At 64.7% G+C, this 23287-nt stretch carries 22 protein-coding genes; 13 read left to right on the top strand and 9 right to left on the bottom strand.

Annotated elements, in window-relative coordinates; all coding sequences use genetic code 11:
* Nucleotides 1–902: 902 nt before the first annotated feature.
* From topA to G6P99_RS26885, 4 genes are read left to right on the top strand one after another with little or no spacing between them, the layout of a single operon-like run.
* Entirely contained in the window at nucleotides 903–3662 is a 2760-nt protein-coding gene (topA, locus tag G6P99_RS26870) for a type I DNA topoisomerase (protein ID WP_029081047.1), read from the top strand.
* Nucleotides 3663–6038, top strand: coding sequence for a ribonuclease R (gene rnr, locus G6P99_RS26875; protein ID WP_029081046.1), 2376 nt, complete (start codon nucleotides 3663–3665; stop codon nucleotides 6036–6038). It begins immediately after the preceding gene.
* A complete protein-coding gene (locus tag G6P99_RS26880) occupies nucleotides 6029–6466 on the top strand; it encodes a DUF983 domain-containing protein (RefSeq protein WP_029081045.1) in 438 nt (145 codons plus the stop codon). The genes rnr and G6P99_RS26880 overlap by 10 nt, the downstream gene beginning before the upstream one ends.
* A gap of 36 nt (nucleotides 6467–6502) precedes the next feature.
* Nucleotides 6503–7252 (top strand): NUDIX hydrolase, encoded by a 750-nt coding sequence (locus G6P99_RS26885; protein ID WP_029081044.1) that lies wholly within the window; start codon nucleotides 6503–6505, stop codon nucleotides 7250–7252.
* 28 nt (nucleotides 7253–7280) lie between these two features.
* Here G6P99_RS26885 and G6P99_RS26890 read toward each other — a convergent pair whose 3' ends face one another.
* A complete protein-coding gene (locus tag G6P99_RS26890) occupies nucleotides 7281–7796 on the bottom strand; it encodes a GDSL-type esterase/lipase family protein (protein ID WP_246709625.1) in 516 nt (171 codons plus the stop codon).
* 147 nt (nucleotides 7797–7943) lie between these two features.
* Between G6P99_RS26890 and G6P99_RS26895 the strand changes: the two genes are divergently transcribed.
* On the top strand, nucleotides 7944–9269 hold the full coding sequence (locus tag G6P99_RS26895) for an LLM class flavin-dependent oxidoreductase (protein ID WP_029081042.1): 1326 nt from the start codon (nucleotides 7944–7946) through the stop codon (nucleotides 9267–9269).
* A gap of 20 nt (nucleotides 9270–9289) precedes the next feature.
* On the opposite strand, the gene G6P99_RS26900 is transcribed toward G6P99_RS26895, so the two are convergent.
* Nucleotides 9290–9838, bottom strand: coding sequence for a hypothetical protein (locus tag G6P99_RS26900; protein WP_165123981.1), 549 nt, complete (start codon nucleotides 9836–9838; stop codon nucleotides 9290–9292).
* A 220-nt stretch (nucleotides 9839–10058) separates the two neighbouring features.
* Between G6P99_RS26900 and rpmG the strand changes: the two genes are divergently transcribed.
* Nucleotides 10059–10226 (top strand): 50S ribosomal protein L33, encoded by a 168-nt coding sequence (gene rpmG, locus G6P99_RS26905; protein WP_027537094.1) that lies wholly within the window; start codon nucleotides 10059–10061, stop codon nucleotides 10224–10226.
* A gap of 108 nt (nucleotides 10227–10334) precedes the next feature.
* Nucleotides 10335–10865 carry a hypothetical protein gene (locus tag G6P99_RS26910; RefSeq protein ID WP_029083313.1) on the top strand — a complete coding sequence of 177 codons (531 nt, stop codon included), beginning with the start codon at nucleotides 10335–10337 and terminating at the stop codon, nucleotides 10863–10865.
* Here the strand turns inward: G6P99_RS26910 and G6P99_RS26915 are convergent.
* The 3 genes from G6P99_RS26915 to G6P99_RS26925 all read right to left on the bottom strand — a co-directional run bounded on the left by G6P99_RS26915 (nucleotide 10862) and on the right by G6P99_RS26925 (nucleotide 14193).
* The gene (locus tag G6P99_RS26915) at nucleotides 10862–10990 is read right to left on the bottom strand and encodes a hypothetical protein (protein ID WP_256375187.1); all 129 of its coding nucleotides are present in this window, start codon (nucleotides 10988–10990) and stop codon (nucleotides 10862–10864) included. The two genes, G6P99_RS26910 and G6P99_RS26915, sit on opposite strands and share 4 nt — an antisense overlap.
* Before the next feature lie 71 nt (nucleotides 10991–11061).
* Entirely contained in the window at nucleotides 11062–12456 is a 1395-nt protein-coding gene (locus G6P99_RS26920) for an ammonium transporter (protein ID WP_166460129.1), read from the bottom strand.
* 504 nt (nucleotides 12457–12960) lie between these two features.
* Nucleotides 12961–14193, bottom strand: coding sequence for an MFS transporter (locus G6P99_RS26925; protein WP_165123987.1), 1233 nt, complete (start codon nucleotides 14191–14193; stop codon nucleotides 12961–12963).
* 133 nt (nucleotides 14194–14326) lie between these two features.
* Between G6P99_RS26925 and G6P99_RS26930 the strand changes: the two genes are divergently transcribed.
* Nucleotides 14327–14929, top strand: coding sequence for a TetR/AcrR family transcriptional regulator (locus G6P99_RS26930; protein ID WP_035977595.1), 603 nt, complete (start codon nucleotides 14327–14329; stop codon nucleotides 14927–14929).
* Nucleotides 14930–15061: 132 nt separating this feature from the next.
* Nucleotides 15062–16267, top strand: a complete 1206-nt coding sequence (locus G6P99_RS26935) for a serine hydrolase domain-containing protein (RefSeq protein ID WP_246709627.1) — start codon at nucleotides 15062–15064, stop codon at nucleotides 16265–16267.
* Between the two features lie 142 nt (nucleotides 16268–16409).
* Here the strand turns inward: G6P99_RS26935 and G6P99_RS26940 are convergent, their stop codons facing one another.
* Together G6P99_RS26940 and G6P99_RS26945 are read right to left on the bottom strand one after the other, a co-directional pair.
* Nucleotides 16410–17783, bottom strand: coding sequence for a PleD family two-component system response regulator (locus tag G6P99_RS26940; RefSeq protein WP_029083308.1), 1374 nt, complete (start codon nucleotides 17781–17783; stop codon nucleotides 16410–16412).
* 15 nt (nucleotides 17784–17798) lie between these two features.
* Nucleotides 17799–18164 carry a response regulator gene (locus G6P99_RS26945; protein ID WP_028336390.1) on the bottom strand — a complete coding sequence of 122 codons (366 nt, stop codon included), beginning with the start codon at nucleotides 18162–18164 and terminating at the stop codon, nucleotides 17799–17801.
* Between the two features lie 230 nt (nucleotides 18165–18394).
* Between G6P99_RS26945 and G6P99_RS26950 the strand changes: the two genes are divergently transcribed.
* On the top strand, nucleotides 18395–18694 hold the full coding sequence (locus tag G6P99_RS26950) for a DUF3572 domain-containing protein (protein WP_029083307.1): 300 nt from the start codon (nucleotides 18395–18397) through the stop codon (nucleotides 18692–18694).
* Nucleotides 18673–19989 (top strand): DNA polymerase IV, encoded by a 1317-nt coding sequence (locus G6P99_RS26955; RefSeq protein WP_156928793.1) that lies wholly within the window; start codon nucleotides 18673–18675, stop codon nucleotides 19987–19989. Before G6P99_RS26950 ends, G6P99_RS26955 begins: the two co-directional genes overlap by 22 nt.
* Nucleotides 19990–20125: 136 nt before the next feature.
* Here the strand turns inward: G6P99_RS26955 and G6P99_RS26960 are convergent, their stop codons facing one another.
* A complete protein-coding gene (locus G6P99_RS26960; RefSeq protein ID WP_165123990.1) occupies nucleotides 20126–20527 on the bottom strand; it encodes a RidA family protein in 402 nt (133 codons plus the stop codon).
* A 284-nt stretch (nucleotides 20528–20811) separates the two neighbouring features.
* Nucleotides 20812–21678 carry a cell envelope integrity EipB family protein gene (locus G6P99_RS26965; RefSeq protein ID WP_029083304.1) on the bottom strand — a complete coding sequence of 289 codons (867 nt, stop codon included), beginning with the start codon at nucleotides 21676–21678 and terminating at the stop codon, nucleotides 20812–20814.
* 255 nt (nucleotides 21679–21933) lie between these two features.
* Between G6P99_RS26965 and G6P99_RS26970 the strand changes: the two genes are divergently transcribed.
* Together G6P99_RS26970 and G6P99_RS26975 are read left to right on the top strand one after the other, a co-directional pair.
* Nucleotides 21934–22401 (top strand): RidA family protein, encoded by a 468-nt coding sequence (locus G6P99_RS26970; RefSeq protein ID WP_029083303.1) that lies wholly within the window; start codon nucleotides 21934–21936, stop codon nucleotides 22399–22401.
* Nucleotides 22402–22404: 3 nt separating this feature from the next.
* On the top strand, nucleotides 22405–23157 hold the full coding sequence (locus G6P99_RS26975; protein WP_029083302.1) for a glycerophosphodiester phosphodiesterase: 753 nt from the start codon (nucleotides 22405–22407) through the stop codon (nucleotides 23155–23157).
* The last annotated feature ends 130 nt before the right edge of the window (nucleotides 23158–23287 follow it).

Genomic DNA, 23287 nt, shown 5'->3' on the forward strand with positions numbered 1-23287 from the left:
CCCATTCGACACGACGGGCAACTCAGCAAAAGCTGTTAATCCTCGCGCGTGAAAATATTTCGCTTTATCAGAAATGTAACTCCCTGCGCCCTCTGTTCAAGTGAGGGCGAAACGAAATGCAAAGCTCGGACGATTCATGCCGCGAGAACATAGATGTTTGTCTCAGGGACCGCGCAACACGCTCAGTGTCGTCCCGGCGAAAGCCGGGATCCATAACCACCGATGCTGCTTGTCGCGCAACGCTGGAACGACGAGTCCCGGTCACAACAACCGCCGCGGCGTATGGGTCCCGGCCTGCGCCGGGACGACGCCAGGGAAGGAGCCGTGGGCTCTCTCCGCTGTCATGCCCGCGCGTGTGGGCATCCGGTACGCCGCGGCCTCTCGGCTCAAGCAGCGGCGTCTCTGGAATACTGGATCACCCGCATGCGCGGGTGATGACACCCGTTGTCACGACAACTTCCTTCGGCTGCGGACACGCAACTGCTCATCGGCTTCCAGGCGGGCCATCGCGAACAGCCGGTCGAGGACCTCGAATTTGTGGCGCTGGGCGAGTTTGGCGAGTTCGGTCGCGGCGGCTGCGATCGGGACCAGAGCGTCATCCGGACCGCCGTCCCCACCTGTCTCGTCGCCCGCCGGATGCCTTGCGCTTCCGGCCGCCCCCTGTGCTGCTCAAAAGGCCTAGTCCGATTCCCACCCTATATATAAAGAGATACGCCGTTTCCGGCCGCAACTCTAGGACGTATTTTTCAACTCTTGGGATAGGAACTCCACAGCCTAGACCCTCCCTTCAATATCTGGCGATTTGACAGGGACCGCCTCAACACCCATGTTCGCCCCGACACGGCGGGCCGCGAGTCTAGCGGAACCCACCTTCAAGTTTTCCCGTAAGCTATTGGAATGACATGAATATCGTCATTGTTGAGTCGCCTGCCAAGGCCAAGACGATCAACAAATATCTGGGATCCTCCTATGAGGTCCTGGCGTCGTTTGGCCATGTCCGCGACCTCCCGGCCAAGAATGGTTCGGTCGATCCGGACGCCAATTTCCAGATGATCTGGGAGGTCGATGCCAAGGCCGCGGGCCGGCTCAACGACATCGCCAAGGCGCTGAAGGGCGCCGACCGTCTGATTCTCGCAACCGACCCTGATCGCGAGGGCGAGGCGATCTCCTGGCACGTGCTGGAGGTGATGAAGGAGAAGCGCGCGCTGAAGGACCAGAAGGTCGAGCGCGTGGTGTTCAACGCCATCACCAAGCAGGCCGTCACCGACGCCATGAAGGCGCCACGCCAGATCGACGGCGCGCTGGTCGACGCCTATATGGCGCGCCGTGCGCTGGACTATCTTGTCGGCTTCACGCTCTCGCCGGTGCTGTGGCGCAAGTTGCCCGGCGCCCGCTCCGCCGGCCGCGTGCAGTCGGTCGCGCTGCGGCTGGTCTGCGACCGCGAGCTCGAGATCGAGAAGTTCGTGCCGAGGGAGTACTGGTCGCTGGTCGCGACGCTGCTGACGCCGCGCGGCGACGCCTTCGAGGCGCGGCTGGTCGGCGCCGACGGCAAAAAGATCGCGCGGCTCGACATCGGCTCCGGCGCCGAAGCCGAGGACTTCAAGAAGGCGATCGAGGCCGCGCTGTTCAAGGTCGCGGCCGTCGAGGCCAAGCCGGCCCGGCGCAATCCGCAGGCCCCCTTCACCACCTCGACCCTGCAGCAGGAAGCGAGCCGCAAGCTCGGCTTCGCGCCGGCGCACACCATGCGCATTGCGCAGCGGCTGTATGAAGGCATCGACATCGGCGGCGAGACCACCGGTCTGATCACCTATATGCGAACCGACGGCGTCCAGATCGATCCGTCCGCGATCACCCAGGCCCGCAAGGTGATCGGCGAGGACTATGGCAACGCCTATGTGCCGGACGCGCCGCGCCAGTACCAGGCCAAGGCCAAGAACGCCCAGGAAGCGCACGAAGCGATCCGCCCGACCGATCTGTCGCGTCGCCCGGCCAGCATCGGCCGCCGGCTCGATACCGACCAGGCCAAGCTCTATGAGCTGATCTGGAAGCGCACCATTGCGAGCCAGATGGAGTCGGCCGAACTCGAGCGCACCACTGTCGACATCGAAGCCAAGTCCGGCGCCCGCACACTCGAGCTGCGCGCCTCCGGCCAGGTCATCAAGTTCGACGGCTTCCTCGCGCTCTATCAGGAAAGCCGTGACGACGAGGAGGACGAGGATTCGCGCCGCCTGCCCGCGATGAGCCAGGGCGAAGCGGTGAAGCGCCAGAGCCTTGCCGTCACCCAGCATTTCACCGAGCCGCCGCCGCGCTTCTCGGAAGCCTCGCTGGTGAAGCGGATGGAAGAGCTCGGCATCGGCCGGCCCTCGACCTACGCCTCGATCCTGCAGGTCCTGAAGGACCGCGGCTACGTCAAGCTCGAGAAGAAGCGGCTGCACGGCGAGGACAAGGGCCGCGTCGTGGTCGCGTTCCTGGAAAACTTCTTCTCGCGATACGTCGAATACGACTTCACGGCCGATCTCGAGGAACAGCTCGATCGCGTCTCCAACAACGAGATCTCCTGGCAGCAGGTGCTGAAGGATTTCTGGAGCGGCTTCATCGGCGCGGTGAACGACATCAAGGATCTGCGCGTCGCCGAGGTGCTCGATGCGCTCGACGAGATGCTGGGCCCGCACATCTATCCGCCGCGCGCGGATGGCGGTGACGTTAGGCAGTGTCCGACCTGCGGCACCGGGCGGCTCAACCTGAAGGCCGGCAAGTTCGGCGCCTTCGTCGGCTGCTCGAACTATCCGGAATGCCGCTACACGCGGCCGCTCGCGGCCGACAGCGCCGAGAGCGCCGACCGCGTGCTCGGCACCGATCCCGACACCGGGTTCGATGTCACGGTGAAGGCCGGCCGTTTCGGCCCCTACATCCAGCTTGGCGAGCAGAAGGATTACGCCGAAGGCGAGAAGCCGAAGCGCGCGGGGATTCCGAAAGGTACCTCGCCTGCCGATGTCGATCTCGAACTGGCGCTGAAGCTGCTGTCGCTGCCGCGCGAGATCGGCAAGCATCCGGAAACCGGGCAGCCGATCACGGCCGGCCTCGGCCGGTTCGGGCCGTTCGTCAAGCACGAGAAGACCTATGCCAGCCTCGAGGCCGGCGACGAGGTGTTCGACATCGGATTGAACCGCGCTGTCACGCTGATCGCGGAGAAGATCGCCAAGGGTCCGAGCGGCCGCCGCTTCGGCGCCGACCCGGGCAAGCCGCTCGGCGACCACCCGACGCTGGGCGCTGTCGCGCTCAAGAACGGCCGTTACGGCGCCTATGTCGCGGCCGGCGGCGTTAACGCGACGATCCCGAGCGACAAGACGCCCGATGAGGTCACGCTTGCGGAGGCGATCGCGCTGATCGACGAGCGCGCGGCCAAGGGCGGCGGCAAGGCAAAGGGCAAGAAGGCGAAGGCGGCAAAGCCCGCAAAAGCCAAGGCCGAAACGGCCGACGGCGATGCCGAGGCCAAGCCCGCCAAGAAGGCGGCGTCCAAGAAGGCCGCGGCGAAACCAAAAACGGATGCGACCAGCAAGGCGCGCGCGCCGGTCGCCTCCAGTGCCAAGACGTCGCCTGCAAAGTCATCGGCACCCGCGAAAGCGCCCGCGAAGAAGAGCGCCGGCAAGGCACGAGGATAAGTGAAACCAAAACCCGACCATGGCTTTCCGGGCCGGGACGCCATCGTCGCCTTCATCCGCGCCAATCCAGGCAAGATCGGCACCCGCGAGATCGCGCGCGCGTTCGGCCTGAAGAACGCCGACCGCATCGAGTTGAAGCGGATCCTCCGCGAGCTCGCCGACGACGGCACGGTCGCCAAGCGCGGCCGCAAGATTCACGAGCCGGCGGCGCTGCCGCCGACCGTGCTCGCCGACATCACCGGCCGTGACAGCGACGGCGAGTTGATCGCCACACCCGCCGAGTGGGACTCCGAAGAAAACGGCACCGCCCCGAAAATCCGCATCGAGACGCCGCGGCGGCCGAAGCCCGGCACCGTCGCCGGCGTCGGCGACCGCGCGCTGTTGCGGGTCGAGGTGACCAACGAGCGCGACGGCACGCCCTATCGCGGTCGCGTCATCAAGGTGATCGATCACGGGCGAACCCGTATCCTCGGCATCTTCCGCAAGAACCCTGATGGCGGCGGCCGCCTGATCCCGGTCGACAAGAAACAGGCCGGCCGCGAGCTCAACATCGCCCAGGCCGACAGTGGCGGCGCCGAGGACGGCGACCTCATCAGCGTCGATTTGATCCGCACCCGCGGCTACGGGCTCGCCTCCGCCCGGGTCAAGGAACGGCTCGGCTCGATCGCAAGCGAGAAGGCCATCAGCCTGATCGCGATCAACACCCACGACATCCCGCAGGTGTTTTCGGCTTCTGCACTGCGCGAAGCCGAAGACGCAAAGCCCGCGACGCTGCAGGGCCGCGAGGACTGGCGCGACGTGCCGCTCGTCACCATCGATCCGCCGGACGCCAAGGATCACGACGACGCGGTTCATGCCGAGGCCGATCCCGATCCGAACAACAAGGGCGGCTTCATCGTCCATGTCGCGATCGCCGACGTCGCCTTCTATGTGCGGGCGGGCTCTGCGCTCGACCGCGACGCACTGCAGCGCGGCAACTCGGTGTATTTCCCCGATCGCGTGGTGCCGATGCTGCCCGAGCGGATATCCAACAATCTCTGCTCGCTGGTACCGGGCGAACCGCGCGGCGCGGTCGCGGTGCGGATGGTGATCGGCGCCGACGGCCGCAAGCGCTCGCACACCTTCCATCGCGTGCTGATGCGCTCGGCCGCGAAGCTTGCCTACGCGCAGGCGCAGGCCGCGATGGACGGCAGGCCCGACGACATCACCGGCCCCCTGGTCGATCCGATCCTGAAGCCGCTGTGGTCGGCCTATGAGTTGGTCAAGCTCGCGCGCAACGAGCGCGACCCGCTCGATCTCGATCTGCCCGAGCGCAAGATCCTGTTGAAGCCCGACGGCACCGTCGACCGGGTGATCGTGCCGCAGCGGCTTGATGCACACCGGCTGATCGAGGAGTTCATGATCCTCGCCAACGTCGCCGCGGCGGAGATGCTGGAGAAGAAGGCGCTGCCGCTGATCTACCGTGTGCACGACGAGCCGAGCCAGGAGAAGGTGCACAACCTCCAGGAATTCCTGAAGACGCTCGACCTGCCCTTCACCAAGCAGGGCGCGCTACGGCCCGCGCAATTCAACCGCGTGCTGGCGCAGGTCTCGGGCGAGGACTACGAGCCGCTGGTCAACGAGGTGGTGCTGCGCTCGCAGGCGCAGGCCGAATATTCCGCCGAGAACTACGGCCATTTCGGCTTGAACCTGCGCCGCTACGCGCATTTCACCTCGCCGATCCGGCGCTATGCCGATCTGATCGTGCATCGCGCGCTGATCCGCGCGCTTGGCCTCGGCGAAGGCGCCTTGCCGACGGATGAGACCGTGGAGACGCTGGCCGAAATCGCCGCGCAGATTTCCGTCACCGAGCGCCGCGCGATGAAGGCGGAGCGCGAGACCACCGACCGGCTGGTCGCGCATTTCCTTGCTGACAAGGTCGGCGCCTCGTTCCAGGGCCGGATTTCCGGCGTGACGCGATCCGGCCTGTTTGTGAAGCTCGATGACACCGGCGCCGATGGCCTGATCCCGATCCGCACCATCGGGAGCGAATATTTCAACTACGACGAAACCCGCCACGCGCTGATCGGCTCGCGCAGTGGAACCATGTATCGGCTTGGCGATGTCGTCGACGTGCGGCTGGTCGAAGCCGCGCCGGTAGCGGGCGCGCTGCGCTTTGAGCTATTATCCGGCGGTCAGGCAATTCCGCGCGGCAGAAAACGCGACGGCGCAAGGCCCGAGCGCAGCGCTGCGGGATTTGGCAAGGGACCAGGCAAAGGAACTGGCAAAGGAACTGGCAAGAAGGCGCACAAGGAGCGGAAGGCGCGCAACAAGAAGGACCGCAAGCCGGCGAAGTCCAAGCCCGGCAAATCGAAGCGAGGCACGTCATGGAAGTGACACCGCCGACAGTGGTCTGGACTCGCGACGGAGCCGAGCCCGAGAAGCGCGACGTGTGGACCGCGATGAAGCGCGGGTTCCTCAGCCGCTGCCCGCGCTGCGGAAGAGGCAAGCTGTTTCGCAAGTTTCTCAAATGCGACGGCCATTGCCCGGTCTGCGACCTCGATTTCTCACCGCATCGCGCCGACGACCTGCCCGCCTATCTCGTCATCGTCATTGTCGGCCATATCGTGGTACCGACCGCGCTGTGGATCGAGACCGATTATTCGCCGCCGGTGTGGCTGCAACTTGCGATCTATCTGCCGTTCACGCTGTTCGCATCGCTGGCGCTGTTGCAGCCGGTGAAGGGAGCCGTGATCGGATTGCAATGGGCCCTGCGCATGCATGGCTTTGACGAAAATGCCCCTAGCGACATCCCACCGGTCTAGCTAAACCGGACCCCAAGAAGGAATGAAAGGGATGAAATGACTCAAGCTGCCGCACCCGCCGCCGTCGTCCACCAGGGCGAAAAAGAAGCCGATCATCATGCGTACTTCCGGCCGAAGGATGCGGCGACGCTGATCCTGATCGATCGCTCCGGTGCCAAGCCAAAGGTGCTGGTCGGCAAGCGCCACGACAAGGTGGTGTTCATGCCGGGCAAATTCGTCTTCCCCGGCGGCCGCGTCGACAAGGCCGACAACCGCGTGCCGGTCGCAGCCCCGATCACGCCGGAGCTCGAAGCCAATCTGCTCAAGGGTAGCCCGAAGATCACGCCCGGCCGCGCGCGTGCGCTGGCCAATGCCGCGATCCGCGAAGCCTGCGAAGAGACCGGGCTCTGCCTCGGCCGCAAGGTTGAGAAGACACCGAAGGTGGACGGTCCCTGGGCGCCGTTCGCCGCCGCCGGCCTGCTGCCCGATCCGTCCGGCCTGTTCCTGATTGCGCGCGCGATCACCCCGCCCGGCCGCGTCCGCCGCTTCGACACCCGCTTCTTCACCGCCGATGCCTCAGCGATCGCGCATCGCGTCGAAGGCGTCGTGCATGCCGACGCCGAGCTCGTCGAACTGGTCTGGGTCGAGATCGGCTCCGAGCCGCTCGCCGATGCGCACGCCATGACCAAGAACGTGCTCGCCGAACTCGACCGCCGTCTCGCCACCGGCCCGCTCCGCCACGACGCGCCGGTGCCGTTCTTCCATTTCTACGGCGGCAAGATGCACAAGGACGTGCTGGGGGCATGACCCCTGCTGCGCCGGACGCAATGTCAGGTCAGTGCACGGCTGACATCACCGAGGGCAGCATGTGCGCGGCGACCACCCTGTGTCCCTCCGGCGTGAAGTGAATGTGGTCCGGTTGCAGATAATTGCGCAGGACTGCATTCCACCACATCGGGATCACGCGGATGCCCCGGCTGCGAAGCCGCGCCTCGATCGCCGCGAGCTCGGCAGCTTGATCCCCTTGATGCAATCGCCTGGCGTTCCAGCCGCCCCCGACCCGGTCGAGCAGCACGATCTTCGTTCCTGCGGGGACCGCGGAATCGAGCCGGGCCAGCATGCCCGCGTTGGTATCGCCGTTGATGCCGGCGTTGGTGACTTGAACGTGACGGCCCTTCGCCGCCAGCATGCCTTCCAGTTGTGCCGGCCAGGCGTCCGAACTGCTGACGCCCCGGCCCGCGACATTGCTTGCGCCGATCGCAACGATCTGCGCCCGCGCCGGGCTGCCAAGACAGAGCGCGATCGCGACCAGGAAGCCCCCGATCAGCCATGGCCTTGCCGGATAGATCATGTCCCCCTCCACGATGACAAAGGCGTCGGGTTGAAAATATCCTCTGCTCGTCGCCCAGATTGCAAGATTCTTCTTAAGGACCCTCATGGCGTTGTCCGCGGCGCTCCCTATCTGTTCCGCTAACGACACCAAGAACGGAACGGGGCAATGGCGAAGCGTCAACTCAAGCTCGGCGCGTTCATGCGGCCGATCAGCATCCACACCGGCGCCTGGCGCTATCCCGGGGCCTGGCCTGACGCCAATTTCAACTTCGACCATATCAAGCAGCTGATCCGGAAGCTCGAGGCCGGCAAGTTCGACGCGTTTTTCATGGCCGACCACCTGGCCGTGCTCAACATGCCGATCACCGCGCTGAAGCGCAGCCACACCGTGACCTCGTTCGAGCCGTTCACCCTGCTCTCGGCACTGTCGGCCGTCACCGAGCATATCGGCCTGATCGCGACCGGCTCGACCACCTTCGACGAGCCCTATCACGTCGCCCGGCGCTTCGCCTCGCTCGACCACATCTCCGGCGGCCGCGCCGGCTGGAATATCGTCACCACCTCCAATCCGGACGCGGCGCTGAATTTCGGCCTCGACGATCACATGGAGCACGCCGAGCGCTATAAGCGCGCCCGCGAGTTCTACGACGTCGTCACCGGCCTGTGGGATTCCTTCGCCGATGATGCGTTTGTTCGTGACGTCGAGTCCGGGCTGTTCGTCGATCCCGACAAGATGCATGTGCTCAACCACAAGGGCAAATATCTCTCGGTCCGCGGTCCGCTGAACATCGCCCGCCCCGTGCAGGGCTGGCCTGTCATCGTGCAGGCCGGCGCATCCGACGACGGCAGGCAGCTTGCGGCCGAGACCGCGGAAGCCGTGTTCACCGGCGGCGGCAGCCTTGCGGACGGACAAAAACTCTATGCCGACATCAAGGGCCGGATGGAGAAGATCGGCCGCGATCCCGAGCATCTGAGGATCCTGCCCGGCGCCTTCGTGGTGGTCGGCGACAGCGTCGAGGAAGCCAAGGAGAAGCGCGCGTTGCTCGACAGCCGCGTGCATTACGAGAGCGCGATCGCCTCGCTCTCGGTGATCCTCGGCACCGACGCGTCCGGCTTCGATCCCGACGGGCCGTTGCCGTCGATCCCGGAAACCAATGCCAGCAAGAGCGGCCGGCAGCGCCTCGTCGACGTCGCCGCGCGCGACAAGCTCACCGTGCGCCAGCTCGCCCAACGCGTCGGCGGCTATGGCGGGCTCGCCTTCGTCGGCACGCCGCAGACCATCGCCGATCAGATGGAGGAATGGCTGACCGGCCACGGCAGCGACGGCTTCAACATCATGTTCCCCTATCTGCCGCAGGGCCTGTTCGAGTTCGTCGACAAGGTCGTCCCCGAATTGCAGAAGCGCGGGATCTTCCGCAAGGAGTACGAAGGCAAGACCCTGCGCGAGAATCTGGGCCTGCCGCGGCCGAAGAACCAGTTTTTCGAGGCCTGATCGGGCGCAGACGATCGATGCTAGTCGGCGTCGGGCTCGGTGCCGACATAGTCCTTCGGCCGCAGCTTCAGCTCGGCACCGAGCGTCTGCGCAAACTCGTTCGCCTCGTCGCGGCGGCTGAAGGAGGACACTATGACTGGCCTCGTGCCGCGGCCTCCGCACAGGCTCACGTGATACGCGGTGAAGCTGCAATCGGGATCGGAGTGATCGATGATACTGATGAACTTGAACTCGCTGAGTTGGCGCAGGCTGCGAAACTTCAGCGGACCGAATTGCCTGGTGACGATCAGCCGCCGCGAAATCGGGTCGACCTCGATGAAGTAGCGCAGCGTCGCCAGGATCAGTCCGGGCACGCCGATCACCAGCGCAAAGCCGGTCAGAAACAGCAGCCCGACCCAGTCCTCGCTCCAGTAGCCCGATCCCGTCAGATCGACCTTGAGGATCAGGCCGATGTTGTAAGCGAAGTAGAGGCCGCCTGCGAGGAACGGCACCGAGGCCAGGCGGAAGTACCACTCCTTCAGCCATTCGATGCGCACGCCCTGGCCGTCATGGGTGATTGCAACCGACATCCTGTCCTCTGCCATCAGCTGGAAACGGGAACAGGCGGTAGTCGGCAGTCCGGTGTGCCAGGTTCGACGAAAATCGCCCGTTTTGCAGCGAAAAGCCGCGAAATCAGGCCCGTTTCGGCCGGGAAATCCTTGACTTCCCACGGTTTATGGCTAGTTTCCCGGCCAAACGCGGGCCGATTTGGCCGGCTCCCGATATCTCTGCATTTTCGAGGTTTTGCACATGGCCAAGGCGGTCACCATCAAGGTCAAGCTCGTGTCGACGGCCGATACCGGCTTCTACTACGTCGCCAAGAAGAACTCGCGCACCATGACCGACAAGCTGGTCAAGAAGAAGTACGACCCGGTCGCGCGCAAGCACGTCGAGTTCAAGGAATCCAAGATCAAGTAAAATCGCCTGCTTCTGACGTTTCAAACGGGGCCCTTTGGGCCCCGTTTTTGCTTCGTGCCCAAGCATCATCCCTGATGCGTCCCGGACCGCCCCGGGCGAAGGGCTCGCATGATTGCAACCTTGGACGAGGGAAACGTCGGCGGCTATTCGGTCGCCTACGGCCGCGAGGACATCTACTTTCCGGTCTATGTCACGGCCGCCCTGGCCGCGATCTTCCTGACCGCGAGCTGGATCACGGGCGCGATCTACTGGCTGGCGCTGGCGGCTGCGGCGGCCGGCTTCACCTACTACAACATCCCCCTGCTGGAGGCCGGTCGTCCGACCATCGGGGCCAACCAGTACGGCATCTTCATCCAGGCCTTCGGGCTGATCCGCTGGCGCGCCATCGCGCGCATCGACCTCGTCGAGATCGCCGAGCGCGCGATGACCGTTCACGAGTTGCAGATCGCGCTCAATGGGCCGCTCGGCAGCGCGCTGGTGGCCGATTGGCGCAAGCGGCCGGCCTATCGGCTGCTGATGCGCTTGCCGTGGCGCATGGACCAGCGTGGCGTGGTGCGCGTCGATCTCGAGCCATTCGACCGGACGCCCGACGAGATCCACCGGACGTTCCTCAGGATGTGGCGCTACTACCGGAGCTAGCGCTTGAACGCCTCATCACGCAGATGCGCATCTGCGATTTGCGCATCCGGATTGTGCGTGATGGTCATGAACCAAACCAGGCTGAAGAACAGCGACCACGCTGTGTTCCAATAGAACCAGTTCATGGGATCACCTCGAACAGCTTTGACCCGCACCGGCCAGCGAAGATCGCCGGCCTTGCGGAACGCCGCCCAGTCTACTGCACGACCTCGCCGTGCAGCGCGAGATCCAGTCCTTCCCGCTCGATCTCCCGCGTCACGCGAAGCCCGACGAAGAGATTGATCACGAACAGGATGACCAGACTCACGACGGCATCATACACGAAGACGGTCGCGACGCCGATGCACTGATTGATGAACTGCCCGGCATTGCCCTCCAGAACGCCTGCCGTACCACCATACTGCTCGACCGCGAACACGCCCGTCAGCAGCGCTCCGACGATGCCGCCGACGGCATGGACACCGAAGCAGTCCAGCGCGTCGTCGTAGCTGAACATCCGCTTCAGCCCGGTGCATCCCCAGTAGCAGCATACGCCGGCGGCGATGCCGATGGCGAAGGCGCCGACCGGCCCGACGAAACCGGAGGCCGGCGTGATCGCGACGAGGCCGGCGACGGCACCCGAGCAGATGCCGACGACGGTCGGCTTGCCCTTCAGCGCCCACTCCACCAGCATCCAGGTGAAGCCCGCCACCGCCGTGGCGATCTGGGTCACCAGCATGGCCATGCCTGCCTGCATTCCCGCCGTGACGGCGGAGCCGGCGTTGAAGCCGAACCAGCCGACCCACAGTAGCGAGGCGCCGATGAATGTCAGCACCATATTGTGAGCCGGACCCGTCTCGACGCGCTTGCCAAGCATGATGGCGCACATCAGCCCGGCCACGCCGGCATTGATGTGCACAACGGTGCCGCCGGCGAAATCGAGAACTTTGACATACGCGGCGTCGTTGCCCGCCGAGAAGATCCCGTCAGGCCCCCAGACCCAATGCGCGATCGGCGCATAGACGAAGATCGCCCACAACCCGATGAACCAGAGCATGGCAGAGAACTTCATCCGCTCGGCGAACGCACCGGCAATCAGCGCCGGCGTGATGATGGCGAACGTCATCTGAAAGCAGATGTAGACAGACTCAGGAATGGTCGCGGCGAGTGGATTGGGATTGCCGATGCCACCCTTACCGATGTCACTCAGGATGTCCTTGAGGAACATGCGATCCAGACCGCCGATAAACGGCGTGCCGGCACGGAACGCCAAACTGTAGGTCAGGACGGCAAACAGGATCGTGACCAGGCAGGTGAGGGCGAAGCTGGTCATCACGGTATCGCCGACATTCTTCTTGCGCACCATGCCGCCGTAGAACAGGCCGAGGCCCGGCACCGTCATCATCAAGACGAGTGCGACGGATGTCAGCATCCACGCGGTGTCGCCGGAGTTTGGTGTGCACTTCTCGAGAATCTTGCCGCCGCAGGCCGGCGGCGCCGCGTCCTCGGCCAGCGCGAGGTCGCTGAACAGCAGGCACAGAAACGCTACTCCAAGCAGCGCAACCACTGTCCTCACGAGCTTCTGGCGCGTGTATGTCCCAGACTCCATCATCTTCCTCCCATCACAAGAAATGTTGCTGTTCGGAATGGGCGCGGCGCGTTCGGGGCGTGAGCACCGAGAGGCCACTTGCGCGTTCGGTTATCGGGATGTCTCGAAGTGCCGCGATGCGGGTGGCAGGATGCGGCGAAGTCAGAGCGGCATCACGCCGGACGTCGGGCACAAGGGCCTCCTGCTCGGCGGCGCGGCGAAGGCCGTGGTGCGCGGATGGCTGGAGAGTGACGGCGACTAGCCTCATCGCGGCCAGCCCTTCCCATAGTCCCCAAGCCGGAAAGCCTAAGCGACGGCGTCCGGCACGAATTCTAGCCAAATTCAATCAAGATTCGTGCCACCAGTGCGTACGGAGTAACGCTTTGAAAGCGCTGTTACTTCAATCGCCGTACGGAACCATGTCGCGCTGCGCTGCGCGTTCTCGCAGCAAGCGATCGACTGAAAAATAGGCAGACATCGGCGGCTGCCCACGGACGTGGCAGCCACCGACCTGGTCGGGATCGGAAGCTAGGCGGCCTTGAGCAGCGGCGGCTGCGCGGGCCGGATCAGCGCGAAGGCGACTTGGATGATGCCGCCGGCAAGGCCGAGCGCGACGCCGATCCGCCAAGCCATGGTGTAGGAGCCGAGCGAGTCGTAGATCACTCCGCCGCCATAGGCGCCGAGGAGGCTGCCGACCTGGTGGCTCATGAAGGCGAGGCCCTGGATCATCGCCTGCCAGCGCAGCCCGAACATCTCGGCGACTGCGCCCGCGACCAGCGGACCGACGCCCATCCAGAGGAAGCCCATGATGGCGCCGAACAGCAGCGTCGAGCCCGGCGTTGCCGGCAGCATGAAATACCAGGCGAGCGCCAGCGAACGCAGGATGTAGATCGCGCCGAGCAGCGCGAGCTTGTTCCAGCGCTGGCCGGCCCAGCCGAAGAACAGCGAGCCCAGCACGTTGAAGCCGCCGATCATGCCGAGCGTCTGTGCGCTCAGCATCGGATCGAGCCCGCAGATCGCGAGATACGACGGCAGATGCGTGGTGAGAAAGACGAGCTGCATGCCGCAGACCATGTAGGCGCAGGTCATCACCACGAAGGATGCGTTGCCGAACGCGGTCTTCGCCGCGGTCGCCGCAGTGGCGTTGCCGATATCGTCGGCCGCGGGCTTCGGCAGCGGAATGCTGTCGACGCGCCCTGCGAACCAGGCGGCCGGAATCATCGCGATCGACAGGATGACAAAGCCGGCGAGCCCGACGCGCCACCCGAATCCTTCATTGAGCATCTGGCCGAGCGGCGCCGAGAGTAGTGCGCCGAGCGAGCCCGCACCGGAGACGATGCCGAGTACGGTCGAGCGCACCGTCTCCGGCACCGCCCGCGCGGCAACCGACATCGCAATCGCCGCCGCGGTACAGGCCAGCGAGGTGCCGATCAACACGCCGCCGCCGATCATGACACTGACCAGCCCATGCGCGGTCGTCATCAGCACGAGGCCTGCGATATAGAGCAGCGCGCCGACCACCATGATGGGTCGGAAGCCGTACCGCACCGTCATCGCACCGGCGAGCGGCTGCAGGAAGCCCCAGGCGAGGTTCTGCACGGCTAGCGCCAGCGTGAAATCGGATATCGAGATGTGGATGTCGTGCGTCAGCGGCTGCATGAAGATGCCGAGGCTCTGCCGCAGCCCCATGCTCAGCGTGAGCATGATGGAAGCACCGATCAGAATGGGAAGCGTGGGACGCAGGACCTGCAACAGGGGCATTGTTCTTGTTCTCCCAAATGGGCACGGCACGAGTGCCGCGGCCTGCGATTCACGCTTGTTTTGGTTACACAGACCTGTGTACTTAGGCTACACAGGGGGCGAGCTGTCAAGCAAAGAGGATCACGGCCGGCGCATGGCTTCCCCGCCTCCCAAACAGACCATGAAAGAGCGGATCCTCGAGACCGCCGACAAGCTGTTCTACCTGCAAGGCATTCGCGCCATCGGCGTCGACACCATCGCGGCCGAGATCGGCATCAGCAAACGCACGCTTTACAATCACTTCCCGTCGAAGGACGCGCTGATCGAGGCTTATCTGCAGCGCCGCTTCGTGCAGCCCCGCCCCTCCGACAAGCCGCCGGCCGAGCAGATTCTCGCGACCTTCGATTCGCTGGAGCGGCGCTTTTCAGCGCGGGATTTTCGCGGCTGCCCGTTCGTCAACGCGGTGGCCGAACTCGGCCCGGAGGACGACGACCGGACCGTCAGAAACATCGCTGTTGCCTTCAAGGAAAGCCGCCGGGTCTGGTTTCGCGACCTGCTGCGGCAACTCGGCGTCGCCGATGCCGAGGGACTGGCGACCCAGCTCACGCTGCTGGTCGATGGCTCGATCGCGCAGGACCTGGTGCGCGACGATCCCGCCATGGCGCGCGCGGCGAAGGAAGCCGCCCGCGTGCTGCTGGCGAATGCGGGGGTCAAGGTCGGCAAAACCGATCCCGCAGCCAGGAAGCCAGCTGGCTGAATACGGTTGCGTCCCGAAGCGGCGTTTGGTTGGTAGCGCTGACGACGCGCGACGGCGTCCGAAGGAATATTCCGTCAGGCGAGATTGACAGCGACCGCGCCAAAGGGCCCGCGGCGCAACAGGGGAGCGACCATGGAAGATCTGAAGGTGACCGCGACCGGCTACGATTTCGCGCCGGCGCGCGCGGCCATGCAGCGTTATATCGACAACGATCTGCTGTCCGGCATCTCGTCGGCGGTCATGGTCGGCCGCGAGCTGGTCGATGTCAGCTGCGTCGGATGGGCCGACAAGGAAGCGCAGATCCCGCTGCGCACTGACCACATCTTCCGGGTCTTCTCCAACACCAAGCTCATCACCTCCTGCGCGGCACTGCTGTTGGTCGAGGATGGCCGCTTCCAGCTCGACGATCCAATCGAGAAATTCATCCCGCAGCTGCGCAACCGCAAGGTCCTGCTGAAAGGCGCGACGTCGATCGACCAAACCGAGCCCGCGAAGAGCTCAATCACCATCCGCCAATTGCTGAGCCACAGCGCCGGTCTGAGCTACGGCTTCTTCGATCCCGGCACCGTCATTTTCAAGGCGCTCAACGAGCGCGGAGTGCACAATCCCAATACGAGCTTGGCTGAGATGGTCGACGTGCTGGCCGATCTGCCGCTGATCTATCAGCCGGGCACGTCGTGGGAATACTCGCTCGCGATCGACGTCGTCGCGCGCCTGGTGGAAGTCGTCAGCGGCCAGACCTTTGACAAGTTCATCAAGGCACGCATCCTCGATCCGCTCGGCATGGTCGATACCGGCTTCGTTGTTCCGCAAGAGGATCAGGGTCGCCTTGTTGCGTACTACGCCGGCGCCGATCTGATGGAGCCGATGAAGCCGGGTCTCACCCGCACCGACAATGCGCCCTTCCCCGGCGCCTATCTGCGTCCGGTCGCAAGGCTCAATGGCGGCGGCGGCCTGGTGTCCACACTGCCCGACATGGTTGCGCTGATCCGCAGCCTGCTGCCCGGCGGACCGACGCTGCTGAAGCCGGACACGATTGCGCAGATGATGACCAACCAGTTGCCCGAGGGACAGTGGATCCGCTTCGCGATGATGGGCGAGCAACCCGGCAAGGTGCACGGACTTGCCGGCGGCCTGATCCAGAAGCCCTCGCCGATTGATCATCCCGACGCTGCCGGCGAATTCTATTGGGGCGGCGTTGCGGGAACGCAGTGGTGGATTTCGCCGAAGACCGGGATGGCCGGCGTCATGATGGCGCAGCGCCAGATGGCGTTCGTCCATCCGTTCTCGTTCGAGTTCAAGCGGATGGCCTACGACGCGGTGAAGCGCGGGCGCTAGGTTCATCTATCCTGTCGTCACCCGCGCATGCGGGTGACCCAGTATTCCAGAGGCAGTGTCGTTTAAACGAGAGGCCGCGGCGTACTGGATACCCCGCATTCGCGGGGTATGACGATGGATATGACGGTGTGAAACGCGGACGTTATGCCGCCGCAGAAACCACGCGGTTGCGGCCGTCGTGCTTGGCGCGGTAGAGCGCGGTGTCAGCTCGCTTGAGCACGTCGGTGACCTGCTCGCCCTTGCGCTCCAGCGTGGTGAGCCCGATCGAGATTGTGACCGTGATCCGCTTGCCGCCCTTTTCGACGGAAAAGGGCTCGCCTGCGATCGAGCGGCGCAGCCGCTCGGCGACCATGCCGGCGACGTGCAGGTCGGTCTCCGGCATCACGATCACGAACTCCTCGCCGCCATAGCGGCAGGCGAGATCGATGCCGCGGATCGACTTGCGAATCCGGACGGCGAATTCGCGCAGCACGTCGTCACCGGCGTCGTGGCCGTAGGTGTCGTTGATCGCCTTGAAGTAGTCGATGTCGAGGATCATCAGCGCCAGCGGCTTGCCGCGAACCGAGGCCTGCTCCGCGAGCGTCGCGAGGTGGCTCTCCATGTAGCGGCGGTTATTGAGGCCGGTCAGCGCATCGGTGATCGCCATCTCGATCGAGTTCTGCACATTATCGCGCAAATGATCGGTGTAGCGGCGGCGGCGGATCTGGGTGCGCGCGCGCGCCAGCAGTTCGTTCTTGTCGACGGGGCGCAGCAGATAGTCGTTGACGCCGATCTCGAGCCCGCGCATCAGCCGCGCGTTGTTGTCGGCATCCGAAATGGCGAGGATCGGCACCTGGCGGGTGCGCTCCAGCGAGCGGGCCTGGCTGCACAGCCGCAGACCGTCATAATTGTCGAGGCTGAGCGACACGATCAGCAGGTCGTAATTGCCCTCGGCGGCGTGGAACAGCGCGTCCGCCGGATTGATTTCGACATCGACGGTGTGCTCGGCAGACAGGATCGGCGCCAGCTTCTCGTAGGATGACGGCCGGTCGTCGACCAGGAGGATGCGGCCGCCGGTGCCCCGGTCGGCGATCGCGCTGCGCTCGGGCGCCTGCATGCCGATCTCGAGCGAGGTGATGGCGCGCATGCGCAGCTCGTCGGTCATCATCTTCAGCCGCGTCAGCGAGCGCACGCGCGCGATCAGCACGACGTCGGACACCGGCTTGGTCAGGAAATCATCGGCGCCGGCTTCAAGCCCGCGCACGCGGTCGGCAGGACTGTCGAGCGCGGTGACGATGACAACGGGAATGAAATGGGTCGCAGGGTTCGACTTCAACCGGCGGCAGACCTCGAAGCCATCCATGTCCGGCATCATGACGTCGAGCAGGATGATGTCGCATTCGGCGCGGGTGCAGATTTCCAGCGCCTCCGTCCCGTTGGAAGCAGTCAGCACATCGAAGTATTCGGCTGACAGGCGGGCTTCCAACAGCTTGACGTTCGCCGGAACGTCATCGACGACGAGGATACGCGCGGACATGGCACCACAACTCCCCTATCCGATAAAGCGTCGGACAGTCTCAATAAATTTGCCGACCGAGATCGGCTTGGACAAATAGGCTTCGCAGCCGCCCTCGCGGATGCGTTCTTCGTCGCCCTTCATTGCGAAGGCGGTGACCGCGACCACCGGAATCGCGCGCAGATCGGGATCGTCCTTGATCCAGCGCGTGACCTCGAGGCCGGAAACCTGCGGCAGCTGAATATCCATCAGGATCAGGTCGGGGCGCAGCTTGCGGACGAGATCGAGCGCTTCGAAGCCATTGCTGGTGCCCGAAGTCTGATAGCCGTGCGCTTCCAACAGATCGCGAAAGAGCTTCATGTTGAGCTCGTTGTCCTCCACGATCAGGACGGTTTTGGCCATCCCGTCCCTCCCAAACCCAGGAGACAGGCCCCGCTGCGGCACCTCACGCACCGCGCTTGGGGCGCGTCGAAAAAGTGAATTCAAACTAGCGCCAGAATCGGTCTAACCCGTTAATCCCGTAGTCCAAACGTCCGCGGTGAGGTTTCCGTTGCTTGAACACCTGCGGAAGACTCGGGCATGATGGGCCTCTCAATAGAGACCATAAGTTAACGGAAAGGCAAACCGGCGCGTTGAAAAAGCCTGTTCACAACCCCCGGGAAGTTGCTGAAATCGTTGCGATTCAGGCGCTCGGTTTTATTGCCGGCGATCCTGAGCGGCTGGGTCTGTTTCTGGCCGAGACTGGAATCGGTCCAGAGACGCTGCGGAACGCCGCATCCGACCCTCAATTTCTCGCGAGCGTGCTCGATTTTGTGATGCGCGACGACGCCACCGTGACGGCGTTCGCGAAGGCCTCCGAGCTGCACCCGACCAACATCGCTGCCGCCCGTCAGGTGCTGGGCGACCCGCAATGGGAGCGCGACGTGCCGTGACGACGGCACCGGCAGCTCACGACGGCCCCCTCAGTTTCTGCCGAGACTGCCTCGGCGATCTCGATATCAAGGTGAAGCGCTGCAGCCAGTGCGGGTCGCCGCGGCTGGTGCGGCATCGCACCCTGCCCGCGCTGACGCTCGCGCATATCGACTGCGACGCGTTCTATGCCACCGTCGAGAAGCGCGACAATCCCGATATCGCCGACCGCCCCGTCATCATCGGCGGCGGCAAGCGCGGCGTGGTGTCGGCCGCCTGCTACATCGCCCGCACCTACGGTGTCCGCTCGGCGATGCCGATGTTCAAGGCGCTGGAACTGTGCCCCGACGCGACCGTGATCCCACCCGACATGGCGAAATATGTCCGGGTCGGGCGCGAGGTGCGCCATGCCATGCAGGCGCTGACGCCGCTGGTCGAGCCGCTGTCGATCGACGAGGCCTTCCTCGATCTCGCCGGCACGCAGCGCGTCCACGGCATGATCCCGGCCAAGGTGCTCGCCAAATTCGCCCGCGATGTCGAGCGCGACATCGGCATCACCGTCTCGGTCGGGCTGTCCTGCAACAAGTTCCTCGCCAAGATCGCCTCCGACCTCGACAAGCCCAGGGGCTTCGCCACGCTCGACCAAGACGAGGCGCGCGAGATGCTCGCAAGCAAACCGGTCGGCTTCATCTACGGCGTTGGCCCTGCGACGCAGGAGAAGCTGGTGCAGCGCGGCTTCCGCAACATCGCCGATTTGCAGCGCGCCGACGAGAACGAGCTGATGAAGCAGTTCGCCAGCGAAGGCCGCAGGCTGTGGCGGCTGGCGCGCGGCATTGACGACCGCAGCGTGGTGCCCGACCGCGGCGCCAAGACCATTTCGAGCGAGACCACCTTCGAGACCGACATCCGCGACTTCGCAACGCTCGAACGGCTGCTCTGGAAGCTGTCCGAAAAGGTCTCGGCGCGGCTGAAGACTTCTGAGCTTTCCGGCTGCACCATCACGCTGAAGCTGAAGACCGCGGACTTCCGTCAACGCACCCGCTCGCAATCGATCCAGACCCCGACCCAGCTCGCCGCCAAGATCTTCGCGGTCTCGCGCGAGATGCTGGTGAAGGAGATCGACGGCACCGCCTTCCGCCTGATGGGCACCGGCGTCAGCGCGCTGCGCCCGGGCTCGCAGGCCAACGATTCCGACATGCTCGACCGCCGCTCGGCGCACGCCGAACGCGCCATCGACAATCTGCGCAAGAAGTTCGGCAACGCCGCCGTGATCAGGGGCATTGCGTATGAGGGGCCGGCAAAGCCGGCGGAGGAGTAGTCTCCAGTCGTCATGGCCGGGCATAGCCGTCCGAAGGACGGCGTCGCTTCCGCTCGCCTATGCCCGGCCATCCATCCAGAATGATTCTTTGAAGAGCGATGGATGCGCGGGTCAAGCCCGCGCATGACGATCGGTATCAATCCGCGACCGCGACCGCCTCGATCTCGATCAGCCATTCCGGAGCCGCGAGCGCGCTGACGCCGACGAGCGTACTGGCCGGCGGCTCCATGCCTTCGAAGAACGCCGAGCGCGCCTTGCCGATGATCGGGCGGAGCTCCGGCTTGTAGCCGACCACGTAGGTCGTGATCTTGACGATGTTGCCGTAGCTGGCTCCGGCGGCCTTCAGCGCCATGCCGAGATTTTGCATCACCTGCGTCGTCTGCGCGGCGAGATCGCCGGCGCCAACCACCCGGCCCTCCTCGTCCACGGACACCTGTCCCGAGATGTAGATCGTGCGCGCGCCCGACGCGACGACGACGTGGGAGTAAGCCGGATTGTGATGAAGGCCGCTGGGCCGAAGATGGTCGCGCTTGCTCATGATGTGCCTCCCTGACACGCGTGTTTTGGGAAGCGTACTCGCGTCGGACGGTTCCGGCCAGAGCGGTCTCGGAGTGCTCAGGCTTGCTCCGCGGTCGTCCCGGCGAAAGCCGGGACCCATAACCACCGAAGGTGATTGCTGCGCGACGTTGGGGCCACAGCCCCCTTCAACAACTCAACCCTGTGGTTAGTCCCGGGTCGCGCGGAGCCTGTCATCGGGCGGCGCTTCGCGCCGACCCGTTGGCTTGCCCGGGACGACGCCAAATGGGTGGCGCTAGCCAGCCATCACTTGCAAGGCTTGGAATCCCTAACGTCGAACTTGTCCAGCGCGCCCGAGATCACGAAATCGTTGTAATCCAGCACCAGCGCGCGGGAGACACCGTTCTCGTAGAGTTCGAACGACATCGCGTAGACCGGGGTCTGCTCGCCGTCCTTGGCCCGTGCGTCGCTGTCGTAATAGCTGACCGTCACCGGCCAGCGCGTCATCGTTTTCATCGCATCGCTCGCCGTCGACGGATCGGGCGACGACGGCGTGCGGTCGCCTGCGATCGGCCGGCCGATCACGGTCAGCGTGTTGTAGACCTTCTCGCCATTGTCGGAGCCGTCATAGACGGTCTGTTCGAGCACCGATTTGCCGTCGCGGGCGGCGACGATGATGTGCTGGATCTGCTCGGTCGGGAACAGGACCTTGCCGTCGATATTGAACGTCTTCTTCACCGGCTGGGTCAGCTTCACGGTGATATGATCGCCCACCCGCTCGGCGATGCCGTCCACCGGCGCCGGTTCGCTGTCGTTCATCCGCGTGTCGATCTTGAAGCGGTAGCTTTTGCCCGCCGCATCCTCCCAGGACGAGGAGCGCAGATCAGAGAGCGTCACCTTGCCCTCGCCGCTGTCGAGCTCCGACACCTGGCGGAATTCGGAGGTGTAGCCCTCGCAGGAGCTGCCGGAGAAATTGTAGAGGATGCGCCCGCGCGCATCGCTGACCGAATTGGAGCCGCGCGACTTCACCAGGCTCAAATCGTACAGCGCCTGATGCGCGAGAAACGGCCCGCTGGCCGCAGCGGCGGCCGGCCCCTGAACCAGACCGGACCCTGCGGCAACGGCAATCGACAGCACCAGGGCACGCGACGGCTTCCGAAACGGCAGGATCATGATTTCTCCTCAGGGAGGCAGGGATTCGCCACAATAGTGACGGTGGTATTGCGCCGCAACTGGGGCAAATTTTACAAAATGGCAATGTGCGCGGTGAAAATGCCGTCAATTTCGACCGCTTTCCGTGCGATTCCACACCCAACAGCAACGTTATTGCTGCCGTACCGTCGCTTGCAACCGGCGGCACGATGCGCGAAACAAACCCGGCCCTGACCGCGTTTCAGGCTTCGTGCAAATCCAATTTGGGGATCAAAAATGGCGGGTACCGTCGAACAGAAACTGGCGTCACAGGGCATCACACTTCCCGAGCCGACCTCCCCGGTCGCGAACTATGTGCCCTTCGTCCGCAGCGGAAACCTGCTGTTCGTCTCGGGCCAGGTCTGCTTCAACGCCGAAGGCAAGCTGATAGCCAAGGGCAAGCTCGGCGCCGGCGTCACGATCGAGCAAGGCACCGAGGCGGCGCGCGGCTGCGCGATCAATCTGCTGGCGCAGATCAAGGCCGCGCTCGGCGACCTCGACAAGGTCGTGCGCGTGGTGCGGCTCGGCGGCTTCATCAACTCCGCACCGGACTTCTTCGACGGACCGAAGGTCCTGAACGGCGCCTCCGACCTGATGGTTGCGGCGTTCGGCGACAAGGGCCGTCACGCCCGCACCACCGTCGGCGTAGCCTCGCTGCCGGCGGATGCCGCGGTCGAAGTCGAAGGCGTGTTCGAAGTCTCCTGACCGATGCGTGCCCCTGATTGGCTGACAAAGCGGCCGGTCGCCCATCGCGGCCTGCACGATGCCGCACGCGGCATCATCGAGAACATGCCGGCCGCGGCCACCGCCGCGGTCGCAGGCAATTTCGCTATCGAGTGCGATATCCAGCTTACCTCCGACGGCGAGGCGATGGTGCATCACGACGATGCGCTCGGCCGCCTCACCGAGGGCTCGGGCCTGCTGTCGACCAAGACCGCAGCCGAGCTGAAGGCGGTGAAGTTCAAGAATACCTCCGAGCAGATGATGACGCTCGGCGATCTCTGCGCGCTGGTCGCAGGCCGCGTTCCGCTGGTGGTCGAGGTGAAGAGCCATTTCGACGGCGACCGCAAGCTGGTAGCTCGGATGGCCGAGGTGCTGTCGTCCTATTCCGGCCCGGTGGTCGGGATGTCGTTCGATCCCGACCAGGTGCTGGCGCTGCGCGAGATCATGCCGGCCCTGCCACGCGGCATTACCGCCCAGCGCACCTATGACGACAGTTCCTGGACCAAGCTGACGCCGGCGCAGCGCGACAGCATGCTCTATCTGCGCCACGGCTTCAAAACCGAGCCGCATTTCGTCGCCTTCTGGGTCGACCAGCTACCGGCGCCGGCGCCCTGGATCGCCCGCAAGGTGTTCGGCTGCTCGCTGCTGGCCTGGACCGTGCGGACGGCGGAACAGCGCGAACGCGCCGCGCGCTACGCCGACCAGATCATTTTCGAGGGGTTTACACCGGGAACCTGACATGTCCCCTTGCAGCCTTGAAGTCGTCGCTGCGATGCACGATCTTGGCAAGGGCTGGTAAGGCGTTGGTCAAGCGTTGGTCGTCATCGGCGATGGCGGAATGCGGAGCATGATCCGGAAGTGGAGCCAG

The organism is Bradyrhizobium sp. 6(2017) (assembly GCF_011058295.2).
In the GTDB taxonomy this organism is placed as follows: domain Bacteria; phylum Pseudomonadota; class Alphaproteobacteria; order Rhizobiales; family Xanthobacteraceae; genus Bradyrhizobium; species Bradyrhizobium septentrionale.

Excerpts from the sequence above, each read along its gene's own strand:
- G6P99_RS26900 (WP_165123981.1), bottom strand. The coding sequence starts at position 9,838 with ATGTCGGTTGCAATCACCCATGACGGCCAGGGCGTGCGCATCGAATGG.
- G6P99_RS26930 (WP_035977595.1), top strand. The coding sequence starts at position 14,327 with ATGGCTTCCCCGCCTCCCAAACAGACCATGAAAGAGCGGATCCTCGAG.
- G6P99_RS26945 (WP_028336390.1), bottom strand. The coding sequence starts at position 18,164 with ATGGCCAAAACCGTCCTGATCGTGGAGGACAACGAGCTCAACATGAAG.
- G6P99_RS26920 (WP_166460129.1), bottom strand. The coding sequence starts at position 12,456 with ATGATGGAGTCTGGGACATACACGCGCCAGAAGCTCGTGAGGACAGTG.
- G6P99_RS26915 (WP_256375187.1), bottom strand. The coding sequence starts at position 10,990 with ATGAACTGGTTCTATTGGAACACAGCGTGGTCGCTGTTCTTCAGCCTG.
- G6P99_RS26975 (WP_029083302.1), top strand. The coding sequence starts at position 22,405 with ATGCGTGCCCCTGATTGGCTGACAAAGCGGCCGGTCGCCCATCGCGGC.
- G6P99_RS26885 (WP_029081044.1), top strand. The coding sequence starts at position 6,503 with ATGACTCAAGCTGCCGCACCCGCCGCCGTCGTCCACCAGGGCGAAAAA.
- G6P99_RS26935 (WP_246709627.1), top strand. The coding sequence starts at position 15,062 with ATGGAAGATCTGAAGGTGACCGCGACCGGCTACGATTTCGCGCCGGCG.
- G6P99_RS26890 (WP_246709625.1), bottom strand. The coding sequence starts at position 7,796 with ATGATCTATCCGGCAAGGCCATGGCTGATCGGGGGCTTCCTGGTCGCG.
- G6P99_RS26895 (WP_029081042.1), top strand. The coding sequence starts at position 7,944 with ATGGCGAAGCGTCAACTCAAGCTCGGCGCGTTCATGCGGCCGATCAGC.
- rpmG (WP_027537094.1), top strand. The coding sequence starts at position 10,059 with ATGGCCAAGGCGGTCACCATCAAGGTCAAGCTCGTGTCGACGGCCGAT.
- G6P99_RS26960 (WP_165123990.1), bottom strand. The coding sequence starts at position 20,527 with ATGAGCAAGCGCGACCATCTTCGGCCCAGCGGCCTTCATCACAATCCG.
- G6P99_RS26940 (WP_029083308.1), bottom strand. The coding sequence starts at position 17,783 with ATGTCCGCGCGTATCCTCGTCGTCGATGACGTTCCGGCGAACGTCAAG.
- G6P99_RS26965 (WP_029083304.1), bottom strand. The coding sequence starts at position 21,678 with ATGATCCTGCCGTTTCGGAAGCCGTCGCGTGCCCTGGTGCTGTCGATT.
- G6P99_RS26880 (WP_029081045.1), top strand. The coding sequence starts at position 6,029 with ATGGAAGTGACACCGCCGACAGTGGTCTGGACTCGCGACGGAGCCGAG.
- G6P99_RS26955 (WP_156928793.1), top strand. The coding sequence starts at position 18,673 with ATGGGAGCGCGACGTGCCGTGACGACGGCACCGGCAGCTCACGACGGC.
- G6P99_RS26925 (WP_165123987.1), bottom strand. The coding sequence starts at position 14,193 with ATGCCCCTGTTGCAGGTCCTGCGTCCCACGCTTCCCATTCTGATCGGT.
- G6P99_RS26910 (WP_029083313.1), top strand. The coding sequence starts at position 10,335 with ATGATTGCAACCTTGGACGAGGGAAACGTCGGCGGCTATTCGGTCGCC.
- G6P99_RS26970 (WP_029083303.1), top strand. The coding sequence starts at position 21,934 with ATGGCGGGTACCGTCGAACAGAAACTGGCGTCACAGGGCATCACACTT.
- topA (WP_029081047.1), top strand. The coding sequence starts at position 903 with ATGAATATCGTCATTGTTGAGTCGCCTGCCAAGGCCAAGACGATCAAC.